The organism is Kocuria rhizophila (genome assembly GCF_003667225.1).
GTDB classification, from domain to species: Bacteria; Actinomycetota; Actinomycetes; order Actinomycetales; family Micrococcaceae; genus Kocuria; species Kocuria rhizophila.
The window spans coordinates 22,343-43,158 of the sequence record NZ_RCOM01000013.1; the positions used below are offsets into that span (position 1 = coordinate 22,343).

Below are 20,816 nucleotides of genomic sequence, written 5' to 3' on the forward strand. Positions count from 1 at the left end.
TGACACCTGGGACTACCGGCTGCGGCCACCTTACCTCGCGTTCCCGAGTCGGGCGGGGCGACGTCGTTGGGCCCGGGGGAGCGTCCCAGGTGCGGTCTCCCAGGTTGCGCCGCTGCTGTTCTCTCTGGCAGAATGGTCGCTGTTGTTCGCTCAGCGGCGCGTGCTTCACGCGCGGCGGCACCAACGCCTCGTACGTCGCAGGAACCGGGTGCAATGCAGTTGTGCAGCCGAAGCACTCGTGACGCACGCAGCACCGCGCGGCCGCGCCGCGGACAACCACTCATCACCGGCACCATGTCATTGTGCGAGCTCGGCAGCGTAGTCCACCGCGACACGCCCGAGTTCGGGTGCCGGAGCCCCGGCAGGGTGAGGAACCCGGAATCGTCCGGATTCAGTCTGTGCGGGGCGGCGGCAGAGGCCGCCGAACACAAGGAGCCCTGGGCTCCATACAGGGAAGTACTTGAAGAAAGAGAGTCACGACGCCATGGCGGGACAGAAAATCCGCATCCGGCTGAAGTCCTATGACCACGAGGTCATCGACGTCTCGGCCCGGAAGATCGTTGAGACGGTGACGCGCGCAGGCGCCACGGTGGTGGGACCCGTCCCGCTGCCCACCGAGAAGAATGTGTACTGCGTCATCCGGTCGCCGCACAAGTACAAGGACAGCCGCGAGCACTTCGAGATGCGCACGCACAAGCGGCTGATCGACATCATCGACCCCACGCCCAAGGCTGTCGACTCGCTCATGCGTCTCGACCTGCCCGCTGACGTGAACATCGAAATCAAGCTGTAAAAAGGATCGCACCCCAATGACTACCACTTTCGAACGCCAGGTGAAGGGCCTGCTGGGCACGAAGCTCGGCATGACCCAGGTCTGGGACGAGAACGGGAAGTTCGTGCCGGTGACCGTGGTCAAGGCCGACTCCAACGTCGTGACGCAGCTGCGCAACGAGGACAAGGACGGCTACAACGCCGTGCAGATCGGCTTCGGTGCGATCGATCCCCGCAAGGTGACCAAGCCGCTGGCCGGTCACTTCGCCGCTGCAGGCGTGACGCCCCGTCGCCACGTCGTCGAACTCCGTACTTCCGACGCCGCCGAGTACGAGCTGGGACAGGAACTGTCCGTCGAGCTCTTCGAGGCCGGCGCCAAGGTCGACGTGGTCGGCACCACCAAGGGCAAGGGCACGGCCGGTGTGATGAAGCGTCACGGCTTCTCCGGCGTCGGCGCCTCCCACGGTGCGCACAAGAACCACCGCAAGCCGGGCTCCATCGGCGGCGCGTCGTACCCCGCACGCGTGTTCAAGGGCATGCGCATGGCCGGTCGGATGGGCAACGCCCGTCACACCACCATGAACCTGACCGTGCACGCGGTTGACGCCGAGAACTCCCTGCTGCTCATCAAGGGCGCCCTGCCGGGCCCCAAGGGATCGGTCGTCCTCGTCCGTTCCACCGTGAAGGGAGCTTGATATCCATGGCAACTGAAACCGTCAACGTCGAGCTGCCCGCTGAGATCTTCGACGCGCAGACCAATGTGGCGCTGCTGCACCAGGTCGTCGTCGCCCAGCTGGCCGCCGCGCGTCAGGGCACGCACAAGACCAAGACCCGCGCCGAGGTCTCCGGCGCCGGCCGCAAGCCGTTCAAGCAGAAGGGCACTGGCCGCGCCCGTCAGGGCTCCATCCGCGCCCCGCACATGACCGGTGGTGGCGTGGTCCACGGTCCGACGCCGCGTGACTACTCCCAGCGCACCCCCAAGAAGATGAAGGTCGCCGCCCTGCGCGGAGCCCTCTCTGACCGGGCCCGCAACGGCCGCATCCACGTGGTTGCGGATCTGGTGAGCGGTGCCGAGCCGTCCACGAAGGCCGCCAAGCAGGCGCTGCGCTCGATCTCCGAGCGCAAGAACCTGCTGGTCGTGCTGGACCGCGGCGAGGACACCGCCGCGCTGTCCGTGCGCAACCTGGTCAACGTGCACGCCGTGTACGCCGATCAGCTCAACACGTACGACGTGCTCGTCTCGGACGACGTGGTCTTCACCAAGGCCGCCTACGAGTCGTTCGTGGCAGCCGCGTCCGGTAGCAAGCAGGAGGACGCCAAGTGAGCGCCATCTACAACAAGGACCCGCGCGACGTCATCATCCGTCCCGTGGTCTCCGAGAAGTCCTACGGTCTGATCGACGAGGGCAAGTACACCTTCCAGGTGGACCCCTCGGCCAACAAGACCGAGATCAAGTACGCAATCGAGCAGATCTTCGGTGTGAAGGTTGCGTCCATCAACACCCTCAACCGTCCCGGCAAGCGCAAGCGCACTCGCTTCGGCTGGGGACAGCGAAAGGCCACCAAGCGTGCCGTCGTGTCCCTTCGGGAAGGCTCCATCGACATCTTCGGCGGTCCGCTCTCCTGAGCGGAGACCACTTTAACGAGGAACTCAAAACATGGCTATCCGTAAGCACAAGCCGACAACCCCGGGCCGTCGTGGCTCGTCGGTTGCGGACTTCGTAGAAATCACGCGCACCACGCCCGAGAAGTCCCTGGTGCGTCCGCTGCCCAAGAAGGGCGGTCGCAACAACACGGGCCGCATCACCACCCGCCACAAGGGTGGTGGCCACAAGCGCCAGTACCGCGTGATCGACTTCCGTCGTCACGACAAGGACGGCGTGGACGCCAAGGTCGCGCACATCGAGTACGACCCGAACCGCACGGCTCGCATCGCCCTGCTGCACTACGTGGACGGCACCAAGCGCTACATCATCGCGCCGAACCGCCTCAAGCAGGGTGACGTCGTGGAGTCCGGCCCCACCGCGGACATCAAGCCCGGCAACAACCTGCCGCTGCGCAACATCCCCGTGGGCACCGTCCTGCACGCCGTGGAGCTGCGTCCGGGTGGGGGAGCCAAGCTCGCCCGCTCCGCCGGCGCATCGGTCCAGCTGGTCGCCCGTGAGGGCAAGTACGGCCAGCTGCGCCTGCCCTCCGGCGAGATCCGCAACGTGGACGTGCGCTGCCGCGCGACCATCGGCGAGGTCGGCAACGCCGAGCAGTCGAACATCAACTGGGGCAAGGCCGGCCGCAACCGCTGGAAGGGCATCCGCCCGACTGTCCGCGGTGTGGTCATGAACCCGGTGGACCACCCCCACGGTGGTGGCGAGGGCAAGACCTCCGGTGGTCGTCACCCGGTCAACCCCAACGGCAAGCCCGAGGGACGCACCCGTCGCCCCAACAAGGAAAGCGACAAGCTCATCGTGCGTCGTCGTCGTACCGGCAAGAACAAGCGCTAAGGAGCCTGAACAATGCCACGCAGTCTCAAAAAGGGCCCTTTCGTTGATCAGCACCTCTTCGTGAAGGTCGCCAAGGAGAACGAGAAGGGCACCAAGAACGTCATCAAGACGTGGTCCCGCCGTTCCATGATCATCCCCGACATGCTCGGCCACACCATTGCCGTGCACGACGGGCGCAAGCACGTTCCCGTGTTCGTCACGGAGTCGATGGTCGGGCACAAGCTCGGCGAGTTCGCTCCCACCCGCACGTTCCGCGGCCATGTGAAGGACGACAAGAAGGGCAAGCGTCGCTGACCCCAGGGGTCAGCACGCTGCACTTCTTCGACAAGACGAGAGAAGGAAAGCAATGGAAGCCAAGGCATCTGCGCGCTACATCCGCGTGACGCCTATGAAGGCCCGGCGCGTCGTCAACCTGATTCGTGGCCAGCAGGCGAATGAGGCATTGGCGATTCTGAAGTTTGCCCCCCAGGCAGCTTCCGAGCCGGTGTTCAAGGTTCTCGAATCCGCCGTGGCGAACGCCCGGCAGAAGGCCGACCGCGAGGGACTCGCGTTCAAGCCGGAAGACCTCGTGGTCTCCGCGGCCTTCGTGGACGAGGGACCCACCATGAAGCGGTTCCAGCCGCGTGCCCAGGGCCGTGCGTTCCGCATCAACAAGCGCACGAGCCACGTGACCGTGGTCGTGGCGACCCCGGAGAAGGAGGAGGTCCGCTAAGTGGGACAGAAAATCAACCCCAACGGATTCCGTCTGGGCATCACCACCGACCACGTCTCGCACTGGTACGCCGACTCCAACCAGCCGGGTCAGCGCTACAAGGACTACATCCGCGAGGACGTCAAGATCCGCGAGCTCATGTCCAAGGGCATGGACCGCGCCGGCATCTCCAAGGTCGAGATCGAGCGCACCCGTGACCGCGTCCGCGTGGACATCCACACGGCACGTCCGGGCATCGTGATCGGCCGCCGCGGCGCCGAGGCGGACCGCATCCGCGGCGAGCTCGAGAAGCTCACCGGCAAGCAGATCCAGCTCAACATCCTCGAGGTGAAGAACCCGGAGATCGACGCGCAGCTCGTCGCCCAGGGTGTTGCCGAGCAGCTGGCCTCCCGTGTCGCGTTCCGCCGCGCCATGAAGAAGGCCATCCAGTCCGCGCAGCGCGCTGGTGCCAAGGGCATCCGGATCCAGTGCGCCGGCCGTCTGGGCGGTGCGGAGATGTCCCGCTCGGAGTTCTACCGCGAAGGCCGTGTGCCCCTGCACACCCTGCGCGCGAACATCGACTACGGCTTCTTCGAGGCGAAGACCACCTTCGGCCGCATCGGCGTGAAGGTCTGGATCTACAAGGGCGACCTGACCGACAAGGAACTGGCTGCCCAGCAGGCGGCTGCTCCGTCCTCGCGCGGTCGCAACGACCGTCGCGGCGGCGGCGGTGGCGAGCGGCGTCGTCGTCCGAATGACCGTAACGACCGTGGCGGGCGCCGTGAGCGCGACTCCGCCGCAGCCCCCCAGCAGAACAGCGCTGCGGAGGCCAACAACGCAGAGGGTGGTAAGTAATGCTTATCCCACGTCGTGTGAAGTTCCGCAAGCAGCACCACCCGCGTCGGCGGGGACAGGCCAAGGGCGGAACCCAGGTCACGTTCGGCGAGTGGGGCATCCAGGCGATGAGCCCGGCGTACGTCACGAACCGTCAGATCGAGGCCGCGCGTATCGCCATGACCCGTCACATCAAGCGTGGCGGCAAGGTCTGGATCAACATCTACCCGGACCGTCCCCTGACCAAGAAGCCCGCCGAGACCCGCATGGGTTCCGGTAAGGGTTCCCCCGAGTGGTGGGTCGCCAACGTCAAGCCCGGACGCGTCATGTTCGAGATCTCGGGCGTGAGCGAAGAGGTGGCGCGTGAGGCGCTGCGTCTGGCAATCCACAAGCTCCCGATGAAGGCACGCATCGTGCGTCGCGAAGGCGGTGAATGATCAATGGCTATTGGATCCAAGGATCTGAACATGGACAACCTCGCGGCTCTTGACACCGGTGCCCTCACCGACCAGCTGCGCAAGTCCAAGGAAGAGCTGTTCAACCTGCGCTTCCAGGCTGCAACCGGTCAGCTCGAGAGCAACTCGCGTCTGAAGTCCGTCAAGCGCGACATCGCGCGGATCTACACCGTGCTGCGTGAGCGCGAGCTCGGTATCCGCGAGGACGTGGCGCCGGCCGCAGCGAAGACCGAGAAAAAGGCCTCGAAGAAGGCTGCCAAGTCTGAGGATGATGCCAAGTGAGCGAGCAGGTCAACAACGAGACGGCTACGGCCGAGCGCGGTGACCGCAAGTCCCGCCAGGGCTACGTGGTCTCCGACAAGATGGACAAGACCGTGGTGGTCCAGGTCGAGGACCGCGTCAAGCACGCGCTCTACGGCAAGGTGCTGCGCAAGTCCAAGCGTGTGAAGGCGCACGACGAGCAGAACTCCTGCGGCGTCGGCGACCTCGTGCGCATCGTCGAGACGCGTCCGCTGTCCGCCAACAAGAACTGGCGGATCGTGGAGATCATCGAGAAGGCCAAGTAGGGCTTTCCCGCCGGGTCTCGATGGCAGGCCCCCGTCCGGTGTTCCGGGCGGGGGCCTGCTGCGTGTCTGCGCCCGGGCGATTGGAGATCGACGTCCCGACGCGGTAGAGTAGGCCGGTACGCGTGTCGACACACGTGTGCCCTCTGGCTTCGACCCTGCTGAGCCAGAATCCACAGCCGACCTCGTGCCCACGCGGCACGTCCACGGGTCGGCGGCAAGTCCCGCGGTTCGCCGCGGAAGGCGACCCACCCGCTCGGTGGGCACGCTGCGAGAACTTGCCCGTTGATTCTGCGCTCAGTCATGAATCCGGGCAGGGCAGCAGGACGATTTCCCTCGTCCACACGTGCGAGATCACAGCGTGCAAACTTTGCGCAGCGCCCCGGGCCCCTCCTACGGCCTCGGGGGAGACCGTGGCGTGAAGCGTTCACACGACCACCGTTCCGCAAGGCTCGACATTCAGCAGGTTTGGATGAGAACCGGCGCGACGACAGGAGTATTCAGTGATTCAGCAGGAATCGCGGCTGCGGGTTGCCGACAACACGGGTGCGAAGGAAATTCTCACCATCCGTGTGCTCGGTGGATCCGGACGCCGTTACGCAGGCATTGGTGACGTCATCGTCGCCACCGTCAAGGACGCCATCCCCGGCGGCAACGTCAAGAAGGGCGACGTGGTCAAGGCGGTTGTGGTCCGTACCAAGAAGCAGAGGCGCCGTCCCGACGGTTCCTACATCCGTTTCGACGAGAACGCCGCAGTGATCTTGAAGAACGACGGGGACCCCCGCGGCACGCGCATCTTCGGCCCGGTGGGCCGTGAGCTGCGCGACAAGAAGTTCATGAAGATCGTCTCGCTGGCTCCGGAGGTGCTCTGACATGGCTAAATTCAAGATCAAGACCGGCGACCTCGTGCAGGTCATCACCGGCAAGAACAAGGGCGAGCAGGGCAAGGTCCTGCGCGTGATCACCGAGACCTCCCGCGTGGTGGTCGAAGGCGTGAACGTCGTGACCAAGCACAAGCGCGCCAACGCCCAGGGCGAAGCCGGCGGCCTCGTCAAGTCCGAGGCTCCGATCCACATCTCCAACGTGATGCTCGTGGACCCGGAGACCGGCAAGCCGACCCGTGTGGGCTACCGCACCGAGACCGTGGAGCGCGACGGCAAGCAGAAGACCGTCCGCGTTCGCGTGTCCAAGAGCACCGGCAAGGATCTGTGATGAGCGAAACGACCGAAACCAAGTTCACCCCCCGGTTCAAGACCAAGTACCAGGAGACCGTTGCTCCGGCTCTGCAGGAGCAGTTCGGCTACGCGAACGTCATGGAGATGCCGCGCGTGGTCAAGGTCGTGGTCAACATGGGTCTGGGCGAAGCGGCCAAGGACTCCAAGCTGGTGGACAACGCCATCAAGGACCTCACCGCCATCACCGGACAGAAGCCCGTGATCAACCGAGCCAAGAAGTCCATCGCGCAGTTCAAGCTGCGTGAGGGCATGCCGATCGGCGCGCACGTCACCATGCGCGGCGACCGCATGTGGGAGTTCCTGGACCGACTGGTCACCCTGGCGCTGCCCCGCATCCGTGACTTCCGTGGTCTGTCCGACCGTCACTTCGACGGCAACGGCAACTACACGTTCGGCCTCACCGAGCAGTCCATGTTCCACGAGATCGACCAGGACAAGATCGATCGTGTGCGCGGCATGGACATCACCGTGGTCACCACCGCCAAGACCGACGACGAAGGCCGTGCCCTGCTCAAGGCGCTCGGCTTCCCGTTCAAGACCAACTGATTCCATCGACGTCAAAAGGTCCCTGCGGGCTGCAACCGGCAGGGAAACCGTGACGAGGAAGGGCTGAAGCCCACATGACAATGACAGATCCCGTCGCAGACATGCTGACGCGTCTGCGCAACGCGAACTCCGCCTACCACGACACCGTGAGCATGCCGTACTCCAAGCTGAAGGCCCGCATCGCGGAGATCCTGAAGGCGGAGGGCTACATCGCGGACTGGTCCGAGGAGCCGGCCCGGGTCGGCAAGACCCTGACCATGTCGCTGAAGTACGGCTCCAACCGTGAGCGCTCCATCGCCGGTGTTCGCCGCATCTCCAAGCCGGGCCTTCGCGTGTACGCGAAGTCCACCAACCTCCCCAAGGTGTTCGGTGGCCTCGGCATCGCGATCCTCTCCACGTCCTCCGGGCTGCTCACTGACAAGCAGGCCGGCAAGAAGGGCGTGGGCGGGGAAGTCCTCGCGTACATCTGGTAACCGGTAGCACAGAAGAAGAAAGGAAGAAGACATGTCACGTATTGGACGTCTCCCGATCTCTGTGCCCGCCGGTGTGGAGGTTTCCGTGGACGGTTCCGCAGTGTCGGTCAAGGGCCCCAAGGGCACGCTGACCCACACCGTCGCGGCACCCATCACGGTGGTCGTCGAGGACGGCACCGTGCAGGTGTCCCGTCCCAACGACGAGCGCGAGTCCCGCTCCTTGCACGGCCTCACGCGTTCCCTGATCGCCAACATGATCCAGGGTGTGTCCGAGGGGTACACCAAGCAGCTGGAGATCGTGGGCACGGGTTACCGCGTGCAGGCCAAGGGGGCCAACCTGGAGTTCGCTCTGGGCTACAGCCACCCGGTTCCCTTCAACGCGCCGGACGGCATCACGCTGTCCGTCGAGGGGAACAACAAGGTCACCGTTTCCGGTATCGACAAGCAGCAGGTTGGCCAGGTCGCCGCGAAGATCCGCTCCCTGCGTCTGCCCGATCCCTACAAGGGCAAGGGCGTCCGCTACGCGGGCGAGCAGATCCGCCGCAAGGCCGGAAAGGCTGGTAAGTAATCATGGCTCTCGTAATCAAGGGAAAGTCGAAGGCTGCTCAGCGCGCACGGCGTCACCGCCGCGTCCGCAAGCACATCGCCGGAACCGCGCTGCGCCCCCGTCTGGTGGTCACGCGTTCCACCCGCCACATGGTCGCCCAGGTGATCGACGACGACAAGGGCTTCACCCTGGTCTCCGCGTCCACCATGGAGAACGACCTGCGTGCGTCGTCCGACGACAAGACCGCCAAGGCCAAGCGCATCGGTGAGCTGATCGCCGAGCGCGCCAAGGCTGCGGGGATCGAGACCGTCGTGTTCGACCGCGGCGGCAACAAGTACCACGGCCGTGTGGCCGCGGTGGCCGAGGGTGCCCGTGAAGGAGGTCTGGCGCTGTGAGCGAGCAGAAGAACGAGAAGGAAACTCAGGTGAGCGAAGCCACCAACGGTTCCAACGAGACGGCTGAGGCGAACGCCTCGCAGCGTGGTTCCGACGAGAACCGCGGTGGCCGCGGCGGTCGCAACGACCGCGGTGGGCGCAACGAGCGCGGCTCCCGCAACGACCGTGGTGGCCGTGGTGGCCGCGGCGGCCGTGACGAGGAGAAGGACAAGTTCCTCGAGCGCGTCGTGACCATCAACCGCGTCTCCAAGGTCGTGAAGGGCGGTCGTCGCTTCAGCTTCACCGCTCTCGTGGTCGTCGGCGACGGCAACGGCATGGTCGGCGTGGGCTACGGCAAGGCCAAGGAAGTTCCCGCGGCCATCTCCAAGGGTGTCGAGGAGGCCAAGAAGAACTTCTTCCGGGTTCCCCGCGTGGAGGACCGCACCATCCCGCACCGTGTGCAGGGTGAGGCCGCGGCCGGCGTCGTCATGCTGCGCCCGGCCACCCCGGGTACCGGCGTGATCGCCGGTGGTCCGGTGCGTGCGGTCCTGGAGTGCGCGGGCATCCACGACGTGCTCTCCAAGTCCCTCGGTTCCTCCAACCAGATCAACATCGTGCACGCGACCATCCAGGCGCTGCGTGAGCTCGAGGAGCCCGCGTCCGTGGCGGCCCGCCGTGGCCTGCCCATGGACGAGGTCGTCCCGGCGCCGTTGCTGCGTGACATCCAGAAGGCAGGTGCCTGATGAACGGAAAGCGCATTCAGGCCACCGGCGCGACCCTGCGCGTGAAGCAGGTCCGCTCCGTGGTCGGTCAGAAGCAGAACATGCGCGACACGCTGCGTTCGCTGGGTCTCAAGCGCCCCGGCCAGGTCGTGGAGCGCAAGGCCGATGCGGCCACCGTGGGCATGATCAACACGGTGACCCATCTCGTAGAGGTTGAGGAGGCTTGAGCATGGCTGAGAACACCCAGAACAAGCGCCACGCTCTGAAGGTTCACCACCTGCGTCCGGCTCCCGGATCGCACCAGGCCAAGACCCGTCTTGGCCGCGGTGAGGCCTCCAAGGGCAAGACGGCGGGCCGCGGTACCAAGGGCACCAAGGCGCGCTACCAGGTCAAGGCCGGTTTCGCGGGCGGGCAGCTGCCGCTGCACATGCGCCTGCCGAAGCTGCGCGGGTTCAAGAACCCGTTCCGCGTGGAGTACCAGGTCGTGAACCTGGACCGTCTCGCGGAGCTGTTCCCCGAGGGTGGCACCGTCACCGTCGCGGACCTCGTGTCCAAGGGTGCAGTGCGCAAGAACCAGCCGGTGAAGGTGCTGGGCAGCGGGGAGATCTCCGTGGCCTTGAACATCACCGCAGACAAGTTCTCGGCCTCCGCGGCCGAGAAGATCGCCGCGGCTGGCGGTTCCACGCAGAACGCGTGAGAAGTTTCCAGCATTCGGTTGTAGGGTGAATCCCTGAACTGGAAGCGGGCCCCGTGCCGGATCACCGGCACGGGGCCCGCTGTTTTTGCCGGGATGTGCGCACGTGGGCCGGGAGGGCCGCGGCACATCCTTCGCTAGACTTGCCCGGGGTCGGAACCCACCGGGCCACCACGTTTTGGAGGAGGACCAGTGCTCAGTGCTTTCGCGCGGGCGTTCACCACGCCGGAGCTGCGCAACAAGCTGCTGTTCACGCTCGCGATCATCGTGATCTACCGGTTGGGGACCTTCATCCCCGCCCCGGGCGTGGACTACGGCAACGTGCAGCAGTGTCTCGCCATGGGAAACACCACGGGCGGAGCGTACGACCTGGTCAACCTGTTCAGCGGAGGTGCGCTGCTGCAGCTGTCGATCTTCGCCCTGGGCGTGATGCCCTACATCACGGCTAGCATCATCGTGCAGCTGCTGCGCGTGGTGATCCCGCGCTTCCAGGAGCTCCACGACGAGGGCGCGCAGGGGCAGACCAAGCTGACCCAGTACACGCGCTACCTCACGATCGGCCTGGCCGCGCTGAACGCCACCACGGTGGTGTCCCTGGCCCGCTCCGGAAGCCTGCTGGGCAACTGCCCCCTCCCGGTGATCCCCGACGACTCCATCATGGTCATCATCATCATGATCATCACCATGACGGCCGGCACCACCGTGATCATGTGGCTGGGGGAGCGCATCACGGACCGCGGCGTGGGCAACGGCATGTCGCTGCTGATCTTCACCTCCATCGCGGCCACGTTCCCGGCGGCTCTCGGGGACATCCTCAAGTCCCGCGGCTGGGGAGTGTTCCTGGGCGTCTGCGCGATCGGCCTCGTGGTGATCACGTGCGTGGTCTTCGTGGAGCAGTCGCAGCGGCGGATCCCCGTGCAGTACGCCAAGCGCATGGTGGGCCGGCGGACGATCGGAGGCACCAGCACCTACATTCCGCTCAAGGTCAACATGGCCGGCGTGATCCCCATCATCTTCGCGTCGTCCATGCTCACGCTGCCCACGATGCTCGCGCAGTTCGCCATGCCGGACGACGGCAGCCCCGCTCCCGGGTGGGTGGACTGGATCAACACGTACCTGGCCGGTGGCGAGCACCCGGTCTACATGGTCACCTACTTCCTGCTGATCGTGGCGTTCACGTACTTCTACGTGTCCATCACGTTCAACCCGGAGGAGGTCTCCAACAACATGAAGCGCTACGGCGGGTTCATCCCCCGCATCCGTGCCGGTCGCCCCACGGAGAACTACCTGCGCTACGTGCTCACGCGCATCACGCTTCCCGGCGCGCTGTACCTGGGCGTCCTGTCCATGATCCCGCTGATCGCCCTGGTGCTGTTCGACGCCAACCAGAACTTCCCGTTCGGCGGACCCTCCCTGCTGATCGTGGTGGGCGTGGGCCTGGACACCGTCAAGCAGATCGACGCGCAGCTGCAGCAGCGCCACTACGAGGGTCTCCTGCGCACCTGAGCCGGTCGCCATCAGACCGGGGCCGCGTGTTGGCGGGCCGTTAGACTGGAGTCCACGTTCACGACGACGCAAGGAGAGAGAGCATGACCCGCATGTTGATCATCGGACCGCCCGGTGCAGGCAAGGGCACGCAGGCCGCCCGGATCTGCGAGCGGCTGGGCGTTCCCGCCATCTCCACCGGGGACATCTTCCGTGCGAACATCAAGGACCAGACGGAGCTGGGCCGTGAGGCGCAGCGCTACACGGACGCGGGCAACCTGGTGCCGGACTCCGTGACCAACGACATGGTGCGGGACCGGCTGTCCCAGCCGGACACCGCAGCGGGGTTCCTGCTGGACGGCTACCCCCGCAACACGGCACAGGTCGAGGAACTGGACAGGATCCTCGAGACGAGCCAGGTGTCCCTGGACGTGGTGCTCCTGCTCACGGCGGACAACGACGAGCTCGTGTCCCGTCTGCTGGGCCGGGCCCAGGAGCAGGGGCGCACCGACGACACCGAGGACGTCATCCGGCACCGGCTGGACGTCTACGACGAGCAGACCGCTCCCGTGGTGGGCGTCTACGAGGACCGCGGCATCGTGGTCCGTGTGGACGGCCTGGGCAGCATCGACGAGGTCACCGAGCGCATCATGGCGGCGCTGCCCCGCTGACACGGCGGTGCGGCGTCGAGTGCCGCTCACCGGACCGGCGCCGCCGCGCAGTCCACAAAAAATATTCACCATGACCGGGCCCCCGAGGCGGTGCGCGAGCACCGGTTCGGGGGCCCGTCCGCCCACCGCACCGGGCCTCGGGGTCGGGGCCATTGACAACACACGGGAGGAGCCGAGCACTGTGTTCGGACGCCGCAGGATCCAGCTGAAGTCCGACGCCGAGCTGGCGGCCATGTCACGCGCGGGCGTGGTGACGTCCCTGGCGCTCGACGCCGCCGTGGCGGCCGCCGTGCCCGGGGCCACCACCGCGGACCTGGACACGGCGTTCCGTGCCGTCCTGGACGAGCACGGGGCGAGCTCCAACTTCCTCGGCTACCACGGGTATCCCGCTACTGTGTGCACCTCCGTGAACGACGAGGTGGTCCACGGGATCCCGGGGGAGCGGGTGCTGCGGGACGGGGACATCGTCTCGATCGACGGCGGCGCCGTGGTCGGGGGCTGGCACGGTGACTCCGCCCGCACGGTCCTGGTGGGCACCACGCACGATCCCGCGGACCAGCAGCTCTCCGACGTGACCCGGGCCGCCATGTGGCGGGGCATCGCCGCGATGGCCACGGGTACGCACGTGGGGGACATCGGCCTCGCCGTGGAGAACCACGTGCGGGCGGCGGTGGGGGCCCGGCTGGGCATCCTCGAGGACTACGTGGGCCACGGCATCGGCACGGAGATGCACATGGCGCCGGACGTCCCGAACTTCGCGATCAAGCACCGGGGGCCACGCCTGACCACCGGGATGGCACTGGCGATCGAGCCGATGCTCGTGCGCGGGGACATCGAGACCCGCGTGCTCGACGACGACTGGACCGTGGTCACGGTGGACGGTTCCCGCGCGAGCCAGTGGGAGCACAGCGTGTGCCTGCACAGCCAGGGGCTCTGGGTGCTGACCGCCGAGGACGGCGGAGCGGCGGAGCTCGCACCACTGGGAGTCCACCCGGTGCCCATCCCCGGCACCTGAGACCGGCAACCACCACGACCCTGGGACACTCGCAGGGAGAGGACAGCAATGACCACGCAACCCGTTGAGATCACCCCGCGGCCGGAAGCCGGCCAGCTCGTGTTCAAGCCCGCCCGTCGAGGCAAACCCCCGCTGCACATAGCGGACTTCGACATGGCCGGGCGCAAGGCGTTCCTGAAGGACGCGGGCTACCCCGCCTTCCGGGCGTCCCAGCTGTCCAAGCACTACTTCGAGAGGTTCGAGGCGGACCCCGAGGCCATGACGGACCTGCCGGCGGACCAGCGCGAGGATCTGGTGGCCAAGGCCATGCCCCCGCTGCTGCGGACCGTGCGGCAGCTGCGTGCGGACGAGGGAATGACGGTCAAGTCCGTCCACCGCCTGTACGACAACGCCATGGTCGAGTCCGTGCTGATGCGCTACGACAAGCGGGTCACCATGTGCATCTCCTCCCAGGCGGGCTGCGGCATGAACTGTCCGTTCTGCGCCACGGGCCAGTCCGGCCTCACCCGCAACCTCTCCGCCGCGGAGATCGTGGACCAGGTGGTCCAAGGTGTTCGAGCGCTGCGGGACGGCGCCGTGGGAGACCCCGAAGAAGCGCCGCAACGGGTGTCGAACATCGTGTTCATGGGCATGGGGGAGGCCCTGGCCAACTACAAGGCCACCATGGGGGCGGTCCACCGCATCATCGACCCCTCACCGGACGGGCTGGGCATCTCGGCGCGCGGTCTCACCATGTCCACGGTGGGGCTGGTTCCCGGGATCCGGAAGTTCACGCTCGAGAAGCTGCCCATCACGCTCGCGCTCTCCCTGCACGCCCCGGACGACGAGCTGCGTGACGAGCTCATTCCGATCAACACACGCTGGAAGGTGGACGAGGCCCTCGACGCCGCCCGGGACTACTACGACGCCACGGGCCGGCGCGTGTCCATCGAGTACGCCCTGATCCGGGACATCAACGACCAGGGCTGGCGCGCGGACCTGCTGGGGGAGAAGCTCAACAAGCGCGGCGGCGGCTGGGTGCACGTCAACCCCATCCCGCTCAACCCCACACCGGGCTCCAAGTGGACGGCGTCCCGTCCGGGCGTGGAGCAGAACTTCGTGGAGCGCCTGCGCGCCCACGGGATCCCCACCACGGTGCGCGACACCCGCGGGTCGGACATCGACGGCGCGTGCGGGCAGCTGGCCACGGACGTCTGACGGTCGCTGCGGAACCACCCCGCCGTCGCTTGCGCCAACACGCAGAACCGGGTAGTGTCGTCGGTTGGTTGTTTGTGCTCGCAGATCGAGTCATGCCCGGAACCCACCCCCTCGTTGCCACGTGCGGCGCGGGGTTGTTCGTCTGGGCAGCTGGAAGCGGGCACCGCCGTCCGGATAGACACCCGGACCCCTCGAGAAGTTAGCGGAGGATATGGCCAAGAAAGACGGAGTCATCGAGATCGAAGGCACTGTGGTCGAGGCACTGCCCAATGCGTCGTTCCGTGTGGAGCTGACCAACGGGCACAAGGTGCTCGCCCATATCTCTGGCAAGATGCGCCAGCACTACATCCGGATCCTCCCCGAGGACCGCGTGGTGGTGGAGCTCAGCCCCTACGACCTCTCCCGAGGCCGGATCGTCTACCGCTACAAGTAGCATCCAGGCCCCGTGCTCGCGCAGACAGCGTCCGCACGGCAGGGGTCGGAGTGCACACGCCATTACGAGTACGCGAAGGAATGCGATGAAGGTCCAACCGAGCGTCAAGCAGATCTGCGACAAGTGCAAGGTGATCCGCCGCAACGGGCGGGTCATGGTGATCTGCGAGAACCCCCGGCACAAGCAGCGCCAGGGCTGACGGGAACGCTCCCGCCCACGCAAGTGGATTGACAAGAACGGACACCGCAGCCGCCGCCCCAGGGCGCGGCAACCCCCGGCACGGAGGCCGGAGACCGGTCGCAGCACGATCGGGACGCGGTGTTCAAGACCTCCGGAACATCAAGGAGAACCGCCACTATGGCTCGTCTCGCAGGCGTTGATCTTCCCCGTGAAAAGCGGCTGGAAGTTGCGCTGACCTACATCTACGGCGTGGGCCGCACCCGCGCACTCGAAACTCTGGAAGCCACGGGCATCTCCGGGGACGTGCGCGTCAAGGATCTCACCGATCCGCAGCTCGTGGAGCTGCGTGACTACATCGAAGGCAACTACAAGGTCGAAGGCGATCTTCGCCGTGAGGTGGCCGCCGACATCCGCCGCAAGGTCGAGATCGGCAGCTACCAGGGCCTGCGTCACCGTCGGGGTCTGCCCGTCCACGGCCAGCGCACCAAGACCAACGCGCGCACCCGCAAGGGTCCCAAGCGCACGGTCGCCGGTAAGAAGAAGTAATCGCGGCCGCCGTCCAGTGGGCGGCTGACCGACGTCGAAGATCTTTGTAGGAGAATCCATGGCCCAGAAAACTCGCGCGACGGCCGCTCGCAAGCCGCGTCGCAAGGTGAACAAGAATGTGACCCAAGGTCAGGCTCACATCAAGTCCACGTTCAACAACACCATCGTGTCCATTACCGACCCCTCGGGTGCGGTCCTGTCGTGGGCCTCGGCCGGCGGCATGGGCTTCAAGGGCTCGCGCAAGTCCACTCCGTTCGCCGCGCAGCAGGCCGCCGAGGCCGCGGCCAAGGGCGCCCAGGAGCACGGCATGCGCAAGGTGGATGTGTTCGTCAAGGGACCGGGCTCGGGGCGCGAGACCGCGATCCGCGCTCTGCAGGCCACCGGGCTGGAGGTCGGCTCCATCCAGGACGTGACCCCGTCAGCGCACAACGGCTGCCGTCCCCCCAAGCGCCGCCGCGTCTGACTCGTGTCGCGTGGTCACCGGGCTCCCAGGAGCCCGGTGACCACGCATCGACGCGGTGACCTCGCCTGCTCACCGCGGCATCCACCCATTTTGTTTTCCACCACCTGCGTGCGTCATATGGCGGAGGCACGCTGAAAGGAAACATCAGTGCTCATCGCACAGCGCCCCACCCTCACGGAAGAGGCTGTGGCCGAGAACCGCTCCCGGTTCGTGATCGAACCCCTCGAGCCGGGTTTCGGGTACACCCTCGGCAACTCCCTGCGCCGCACGCTCCTGTCCTCCATCCCCGGGGCCTCCGTGACCAGCATCCGCATCGACGGCGTGCTGCACGAGTTCTCCACCGTGGAGGGCGTCAAGGAGGACGTCACCGAGCTCATCCTGAACATCAAGAAGCTCTCGCTGTCCTCCGAGGAGGACGAGCCCGTCACCGCGTGGCTGCGCAAGCAGGGCCCGGGCGAGGTCACCGCGGCTGACATCTCGGCTCCGGCCGGTGTCGAGGTGCACAACCCCGAGCTGCACATCGCGACCCTTAACTCGAAGGGCCAGCTCGAGATCGAGCTGACCATCGAGCGCGGCCGCGGCTACGTCTCGGCGTCCCAGAACAAGTCCGGTGACGCGGAGGTCGGTCGGATCCCCGTGGACTCGATCTACTCTCCCGTGCTCAAGGTGACCTTCCGCGTGGAGGCCACCCGTGTGGAGCAGCGCACCGACTTCGACAAGCTCATCCTCGACGTGGAGACCAAGGAGGCCATCTCTCCGCGCGACGCGGTGGCTTCGGCCGGCACCACGCTGGTGGAGCTGTTCGGGCTGGCCCGCGAGCTGAACTCCGCGGCGGAAGGCATCGAGATCGGTCCTTCGCCCACGGACGCGGCCGCCGCCGCGGACATGGCGCTGCCCATCGAGGACCTCGAGCTGTCGGTCCGGTCCTACAACTGCCTCAAGCGCGAGGGCATCCACAGCGTGGGTGAGCTCGTGGGTCGTTCCGAGGCCGATCTGATGGACATCCGCAACTTCGGTGCCAAGTCCATCGACGAGGTCAAGGACAAGCTCGGCGAGCTCGGTCTGGCCCTCAAGGACTCCCCTCCGGGCTACGACCTCGCCGCCCACGCGGCGTCGCTCGAGGACGAGGACGACAACAACAACCCGTTCGACGTCGATCTCGACTGACGCCCACACCACTTTCCGTGCCCCGCGGGCGATGAGTTGCCCGCGCGGGACCGATCACCAGGAGATCTACTATGCCTACCCCTACCAAGGGACCCCGTCTCGGCGCCGGGCCGACCCACGAGCGCATGATCCTCTCGAACATGTCCCAGCAGCTGTTCGAGCACAAGCGGATCACCACCACCGTGACCAAGGCCAAGCGCCTGCGTCCGGTGGCGGAGCGGCTCATCACCTTCGCCAAGCGCGGTGACCTGGCCTCCCGCCGTCGGGTCATGCGTCAGCTGACCGACAAGTCCGTGGTGCACGAGCTGTTCACCAGCATCGCGCCGGCCATGGAGGGTCGCGAAGGCGGCTACACCCGCATCACCAAGATCGGCAACCGCAAGGGCGACAACGCCCCCATGGCCGTCATCGAGCTCGTGATGGAGCCCGTGGCCTCCAAGGCGACCGTGTCCGAGGCCGAGCGCGCCACGGCCAAGGCTGCCCCGGCTCCCGCCGCTCCCGTGGACACCCCCGCCGGTTCCACCACCGCGGACGTCCAGGAGAAGGAGATCCCGGCCGACGAGCAGGCTCCTGCCGTGGGCTCGGAGGAGGCCGCTGAGGTCGCCGCCGAGAACTCGGAGGCCGAGTTCCCGGGTTCGCACGCTCCGCTCGAGTCCGGTGAGGCCCCCGAGGGCTTCTCGGTCAAGGGCAACCGCAACTCCATGAAGTACCACGTGCCCGGTTCGCGCTGGTACTCCGGCACCACCGCGGAGATCTGGTTCGACTCTCCGGCCAACGCCGAGGCCGCCGGCTTCCAGCCCGCGGGCGGCGCCGCCGCGCAGAAGATCTCCGAGTAGTCTCGGGTTCTTCGGTCGAACGGACACCGGAGACGACGCCGCCGCAGGTTGCCTGCGGCGGCGTCGTCGTCTCCGAGAACGAGAGGGAGACCTGTGGGGCAGGAGCAGATCAGACTGCGGATCGACCTGGCGTACGACGGTGCGCCGTTCAAGGGGTGGGCGCGGCAACCGGGTCTGCCGAGCGTCCAGGCGGCCCTGGAGGACGCGCTCTCCCTCATCTTCCGCGAGGCGTGTCCCACCGTGGTGGCCGGACGCACGGACACGGGGGTGCACGCCCGGCACCAGACCGTGCACGTGGATGTGCCCCGGCAGCGCTGGCAGCAGCAGAGCAGGCGGCGTGGCATGTCACGCGACGTCGTGCGCGGCGGCGTGCCCACGCAGCATGGTGACGGGGAGACGGGGGCGGGCGCGCCCGTGCCGGAGCTGACGCGGCGGCTGAACGGGGCGCTGAACAGGGTGCTCGGCAAGGATCGGGCCGCGGAGGGATGGGCGCCCGCCGTGGGCGCCGTGGTGGTGCGGGACGTGTCCGTGGCCGAGGTGGGCTTCGACGCGCGCTTCTCGGCGCTGTCCCGCGGCTACCTCTACCGCGTGGCCGATGCCGTGACGGGCCACGACCCGCTGGCGCGCACGTACTCCTGGTGGGTGGACGAGAGGCTCGACGTGGCCGCCATGGACCGGGCGGTGCGAGACCTCCTGGGTCTGCACGACTTCCTGAGCTTCTGCAAGCCTCGCGAGGGTGCGACCACGGTGCGCGAGCTGCAGCGGGCGTCCGTCACGCGCGGGGCGGACGGCATGATCACGGCGGCGCTCACCGCCGATGCCTTCTGCCACCACATGGTGCGCTCGATCGTGGGCGCGGTGGTGCGCGTGGGGCAGGGGCGGCACGACGCCGCGTGGCCCGCTCAGCGGCTCGAGGCACGGGTCCGGGACGCCGCCGTGGCGATGGCCCCGGCCCACGGCCTGGTCCTGGACGCGGTGCACTATCCCGACGCGCAGGAACTCGCCGAGCGTGCGCGCGTGACCCGAGCCCGGCGAGACGACGACTGACGGCCGGGGAGCGCACGGGTGCTCCCCGGGGCAGTCCTGGCCGTGAGTGGCGGGCGGAGCGGGGATCCGGTATCATCGAACGCTGTTGTGCGTGTTCTGCCCCGGTTCACGTGTACCCGCAGCGGTCGCTCATGTTGCAGAGCGCAGGGCCGTGCGGTGCACCGGGTTGCGGACGCACGGATGCCGCCCGGATCTCACCCGGGCCCCGAAGCACAGCAGAACCGATCGACACGAGTAATCGTGTCTTCACCAGACAAACGAAGGCAGATCAACGTGCGTACGTACACTCCGAAGCCCGGTGACGTCCAGCGTCAGTGGCACGTCATCGACGCCACCGACGTCGTCCTGGGTCGTCTTGCCAGCCAGACCGCAACACTGCTGCGCGGGAAGCACAAGCCGACCTTCGCTCCCCACGTGGACACCGGCGATTTCGTCATCATCATCAACGCGGAGAAGGTGGCCCTCACCGGCTCCAAGCTCCAGAAGAAGCGCGCCTACCGCCACTCCGGCTACCCGGGCGGACTCAAGTCCACCAGCTACGCCGAGCTGCTCGAGAAGAACCCCACGCGCGCCGTGGAGAAGGCCGTCAAGGGGATGCTGCCCAAGAACAAGCTGGCAGCCCAGCAGCTGTCCAAGCTCAAGGTCTACGCCGGTGCCGAGCACCCGCACCAGGCGCAGCAGCCCAAGCCCTACGAATTCACGCAGGTCGCCCAGTAATTCGGGCCAACGAAGAACACATAAGGAGAATCGTGGCTCAGAACACTGAAGAGCAGATCACCGAGGACGTGGAGCTGACCAGCTACACCTCCGAGTCCACCGAGTCCGTGGCCGGTGGCGCCGCCATGTCGGAGCGCCCCGCCCTGACCGTTCCCGGCCAGGCCGTGGGCCGCCGCAAGCAGGCCGTTGCCCGCGTGCGCCTCATCCCCGGCTCCGGCAAGTGGACCGTCAACGGCCGCAGCCTGGAGGAGTACTTCCCCAACAAGCTGCACCAGCAGGAGGTGAACGATCCGTTCACCCTCCTCGAGCTGCAGGGCGGCTACGACGTCATCGCCCGCATCTCCGGCGGCGGCCCCTCCGGCCAGGCCGGTGCACTGCGCCTGGGCGTGGCTCGCGCGCTCAACGAGATCGACGCCGAGCACAACCGTCCCGCCCTCAAGAAGGCAGGCTTCCTGACCCGTGACGCCCGCGTCATCGAGCGCAAGAAGGCCGGCCTCAAGAAGGCGCGCAAGGCTCCGCAGTACTCCAAGCGCTAAACGACGCCACCCAGGCCTCGGCCGGGTTTCGTCTCGCGGGGTCCCGTTCCTCGGTTTCGGCCGAGGCCCGGGGCCCTGCGTTTTTGCGTCCTGGGCTGCGTGGCCGGGGGGAGGGGAGGGG

At 67.0% G+C, this 20,816-nt stretch carries 33 protein-coding genes; all 33 read left to right on the forward strand.

The genetic code is table 11. The annotated features are described in order from the left end of the window. The first annotated feature begins 484 nt into the window (after positions 1 to 484). The 33 genes from rpsJ to rpsI all read left to right on the forward strand — a co-directional run bounded on the left by rpsJ (position 485) and on the right by rpsI (position 20,695). Positions 485 to 793 (forward strand): 30S ribosomal protein S10, encoded by a 309-nt coding sequence (rpsJ, locus tag D9R02_RS03680; protein ID WP_003803825.1) that lies wholly within the window; start codon positions 485 to 487, stop codon positions 791 to 793. Between the two features lie 16 nt (positions 794 to 809). Next, the gene (gene rplC, locus D9R02_RS03685) at positions 810 to 1,466 is read left to right on the forward strand and encodes a 50S ribosomal protein L3 (RefSeq protein WP_019309650.1); all 657 of its coding nucleotides are present in this window, start codon (positions 810 to 812) and stop codon (positions 1,464 to 1,466) included. Between the two features lie 5 nt (positions 1,467 to 1,471). Beyond that, positions 1,472 to 2,095: a 50S ribosomal protein L4 gene (gene rplD, locus D9R02_RS03690; protein ID WP_019309649.1), complete on the forward strand. Its 624-nt coding sequence runs from the start codon at positions 1,472 to 1,474 to the stop codon at positions 2,093 to 2,095. Further along, positions 2,092 to 2,397 carry a 50S ribosomal protein L23 gene (gene rplW, locus D9R02_RS03695; protein ID WP_019309648.1) on the forward strand — a complete coding sequence of 102 codons (306 nt, stop codon included), beginning with the start codon at positions 2,092 to 2,094 and terminating at the stop codon, positions 2,395 to 2,397. The genes rplD and rplW overlap by 4 nt, the downstream gene beginning before the upstream one ends. 31 nt (positions 2,398 to 2,428) lie before the next feature. Beyond that, on the forward strand, positions 2,429 to 3,268 hold the full coding sequence (gene rplB / locus D9R02_RS03700) for a 50S ribosomal protein L2 (RefSeq protein ID WP_019309647.1): 840 nt from the start codon (positions 2,429 to 2,431) through the stop codon (positions 3,266 to 3,268). 12 nt (positions 3,269 to 3,280) lie between these two features. Then, positions 3,281 to 3,562: a 30S ribosomal protein S19 gene (gene rpsS / locus D9R02_RS03705; RefSeq protein ID WP_019309646.1), complete on the forward strand. Its 282-nt coding sequence runs from the start codon at positions 3,281 to 3,283 to the stop codon at positions 3,560 to 3,562. A gap of 52 nt (positions 3,563 to 3,614) precedes the next feature. After that, complete coding sequence (rplV, locus tag D9R02_RS03710) at positions 3,615 to 3,980, forward strand: 50S ribosomal protein L22 (RefSeq protein ID WP_012397693.1); 366 nt, start codon at positions 3,615 to 3,617, stop codon at positions 3,978 to 3,980. Further along, positions 3,981 to 4,814: a 30S ribosomal protein S3 gene (gene rpsC / locus D9R02_RS03715; RefSeq protein ID WP_012397694.1), complete on the forward strand. Its 834-nt coding sequence runs from the start codon at positions 3,981 to 3,983 to the stop codon at positions 4,812 to 4,814. It abuts the gene before it with no gap. Beyond that, on the forward strand, positions 4,814 to 5,230 hold the full coding sequence (rplP, locus tag D9R02_RS03720) for a 50S ribosomal protein L16 (RefSeq protein ID WP_019309644.1): 417 nt from the start codon (positions 4,814 to 4,816) through the stop codon (positions 5,228 to 5,230). Before rpsC ends, rplP begins: the two co-directional genes overlap by 1 nt. A gap of 3 nt (positions 5,231 to 5,233) precedes the next feature. After that, positions 5,234 to 5,530, forward strand: coding sequence for a 50S ribosomal protein L29 (rpmC, locus tag D9R02_RS03725; RefSeq protein WP_019309643.1), 297 nt, complete (start codon positions 5,234 to 5,236; stop codon positions 5,528 to 5,530). Continuing rightward, positions 5,527 to 5,814, forward strand: coding sequence for a 30S ribosomal protein S17 (gene rpsQ / locus D9R02_RS03730; RefSeq protein WP_019309642.1), 288 nt, complete (start codon positions 5,527 to 5,529; stop codon positions 5,812 to 5,814). The genes rpmC and rpsQ overlap by 4 nt, the downstream gene beginning before the upstream one ends. Positions 5,815 to 6,314: 500 nt before the next feature. Continuing rightward, positions 6,315 to 6,683, forward strand: a complete 369-nt coding sequence (gene rplN / locus D9R02_RS03735) for a 50S ribosomal protein L14 (protein ID WP_012397698.1) — start codon at positions 6,315 to 6,317, stop codon at positions 6,681 to 6,683. 1 nt (position 6,684) lies between these two features. Then, entirely contained in the window at positions 6,685 to 7,023 is a 339-nt protein-coding gene (gene rplX / locus D9R02_RS03740) for a 50S ribosomal protein L24 (RefSeq protein ID WP_019309641.1), read from the forward strand. After that, a complete protein-coding gene (gene rplE, locus D9R02_RS03745; protein WP_019309640.1) occupies positions 7,023 to 7,592 on the forward strand; it encodes a 50S ribosomal protein L5 in 570 nt (189 codons plus the stop codon). Before rplX ends, rplE begins: the two co-directional genes overlap by 1 nt. Positions 7,593 to 7,666: 74 nt before the next feature. Then, positions 7,667 to 8,065, forward strand: coding sequence for a 30S ribosomal protein S8 (gene rpsH, locus D9R02_RS03750; protein ID WP_019309639.1), 399 nt, complete (start codon positions 7,667 to 7,669; stop codon positions 8,063 to 8,065). Positions 8,066 to 8,096: 31 nt separating this feature from the next. Then, positions 8,097 to 8,633, forward strand: a complete 537-nt coding sequence (gene rplF, locus D9R02_RS03755; protein ID WP_019309638.1) for a 50S ribosomal protein L6 — start codon at positions 8,097 to 8,099, stop codon at positions 8,631 to 8,633. 2 nt (positions 8,634 to 8,635) lie between these two features. Next, entirely contained in the window at positions 8,636 to 9,007 is a 372-nt protein-coding gene (rplR, locus tag D9R02_RS03760) for a 50S ribosomal protein L18 (RefSeq protein ID WP_012397703.1), read from the forward strand. Next, complete coding sequence (rpsE, locus tag D9R02_RS03765; RefSeq protein ID WP_019309637.1) at positions 9,004 to 9,729, forward strand: 30S ribosomal protein S5; 726 nt, start codon at positions 9,004 to 9,006, stop codon at positions 9,727 to 9,729. Before rplR ends, rpsE begins: the two co-directional genes overlap by 4 nt. Next, positions 9,729 to 9,935 carry a 50S ribosomal protein L30 gene (gene rpmD / locus D9R02_RS03770; RefSeq protein ID WP_012397705.1) on the forward strand — a complete coding sequence of 69 codons (207 nt, stop codon included), beginning with the start codon at positions 9,729 to 9,731 and terminating at the stop codon, positions 9,933 to 9,935. The genes rpsE and rpmD overlap by 1 nt, the downstream gene beginning before the upstream one ends. Positions 9,936 to 9,937: 2 nt before the next feature. Then, on the forward strand, positions 9,938 to 10,405 hold the full coding sequence (gene rplO / locus D9R02_RS03775; protein WP_019309636.1) for a 50S ribosomal protein L15: 468 nt from the start codon (positions 9,938 to 9,940) through the stop codon (positions 10,403 to 10,405). 189 nt (positions 10,406 to 10,594) lie between these two features. Further along, complete coding sequence (gene secY, locus D9R02_RS03780) at positions 10,595 to 11,908, forward strand: preprotein translocase subunit SecY (protein WP_121566354.1); 1,314 nt, start codon at positions 10,595 to 10,597, stop codon at positions 11,906 to 11,908. A gap of 83 nt (positions 11,909 to 11,991) precedes the next feature. Beyond that, positions 11,992 to 12,558, forward strand: coding sequence for an adenylate kinase (locus tag D9R02_RS03785; protein WP_019309634.1), 567 nt, complete (start codon positions 11,992 to 11,994; stop codon positions 12,556 to 12,558). 181 nt (positions 12,559 to 12,739) lie between these two features. Further along, positions 12,740 to 13,573, forward strand: a complete 834-nt coding sequence (map, locus tag D9R02_RS03790) for a type I methionyl aminopeptidase (RefSeq protein WP_019309633.1) — start codon at positions 12,740 to 12,742, stop codon at positions 13,571 to 13,573. A 48-nt stretch (positions 13,574 to 13,621) separates the two neighbouring features. Beyond that, complete coding sequence (gene rlmN, locus D9R02_RS03795) at positions 13,622 to 14,770, forward strand: dual-specificity RNA methyltransferase RlmN (protein WP_121566355.1); 1,149 nt, start codon at positions 13,622 to 13,624, stop codon at positions 14,768 to 14,770. Positions 14,771 to 14,981: 211 nt separating this feature from the next. Next, entirely contained in the window at positions 14,982 to 15,203 is a 222-nt protein-coding gene (gene infA / locus D9R02_RS03800; RefSeq protein WP_012397711.1) for a translation initiation factor IF-1, read from the forward strand. 85 nt (positions 15,204 to 15,288) lie between these two features. Then, positions 15,289 to 15,402 carry a 50S ribosomal protein L36 gene (gene rpmJ, locus D9R02_RS03805; RefSeq protein WP_012397712.1) on the forward strand — a complete coding sequence of 38 codons (114 nt, stop codon included), beginning with the start codon at positions 15,289 to 15,291 and terminating at the stop codon, positions 15,400 to 15,402. A gap of 158 nt (positions 15,403 to 15,560) precedes the next feature. Next, positions 15,561 to 15,929, forward strand: coding sequence for a 30S ribosomal protein S13 (gene rpsM, locus D9R02_RS03810; RefSeq protein ID WP_012397713.1), 369 nt, complete (start codon positions 15,561 to 15,563; stop codon positions 15,927 to 15,929). Positions 15,930 to 15,987: 58 nt separating this feature from the next. Continuing rightward, positions 15,988 to 16,392 carry a 30S ribosomal protein S11 gene (rpsK, locus tag D9R02_RS03815; RefSeq protein ID WP_012397714.1) on the forward strand — a complete coding sequence of 135 codons (405 nt, stop codon included), beginning with the start codon at positions 15,988 to 15,990 and terminating at the stop codon, positions 16,390 to 16,392. A gap of 147 nt (positions 16,393 to 16,539) precedes the next feature. Beyond that, the gene (locus D9R02_RS03820; protein WP_019309631.1) at positions 16,540 to 17,559 is read left to right on the forward strand and encodes a DNA-directed RNA polymerase subunit alpha; all 1,020 of its coding nucleotides are present in this window, start codon (positions 16,540 to 16,542) and stop codon (positions 17,557 to 17,559) included. Between the two features lie 71 nt (positions 17,560 to 17,630). Continuing rightward, positions 17,631 to 18,395, forward strand: coding sequence for a 50S ribosomal protein L17, sunset domain variant (gene rplQ / locus D9R02_RS03825; RefSeq protein WP_019309630.1), 765 nt, complete (start codon positions 17,631 to 17,633; stop codon positions 18,393 to 18,395). A gap of 93 nt (positions 18,396 to 18,488) precedes the next feature. Beyond that, positions 18,489 to 19,442, forward strand: a complete 954-nt coding sequence (locus D9R02_RS03830) for a tRNA pseudouridine synthase A (RefSeq protein ID WP_059281415.1) — start codon at positions 18,489 to 18,491, stop codon at positions 19,440 to 19,442. A gap of 273 nt (positions 19,443 to 19,715) precedes the next feature. Further along, on the forward strand, positions 19,716 to 20,159 hold the full coding sequence (gene rplM, locus D9R02_RS03835; RefSeq protein WP_019309628.1) for a 50S ribosomal protein L13: 444 nt from the start codon (positions 19,716 to 19,718) through the stop codon (positions 20,157 to 20,159). Positions 20,160 to 20,191: 32 nt separating this feature from the next. Continuing rightward, the gene (rpsI, locus tag D9R02_RS03840; protein WP_019309627.1) at positions 20,192 to 20,695 is read left to right on the forward strand and encodes a 30S ribosomal protein S9; all 504 of its coding nucleotides are present in this window, start codon (positions 20,192 to 20,194) and stop codon (positions 20,693 to 20,695) included. The last annotated feature ends 121 nt before the right edge of the window (positions 20,696 to 20,816 follow it).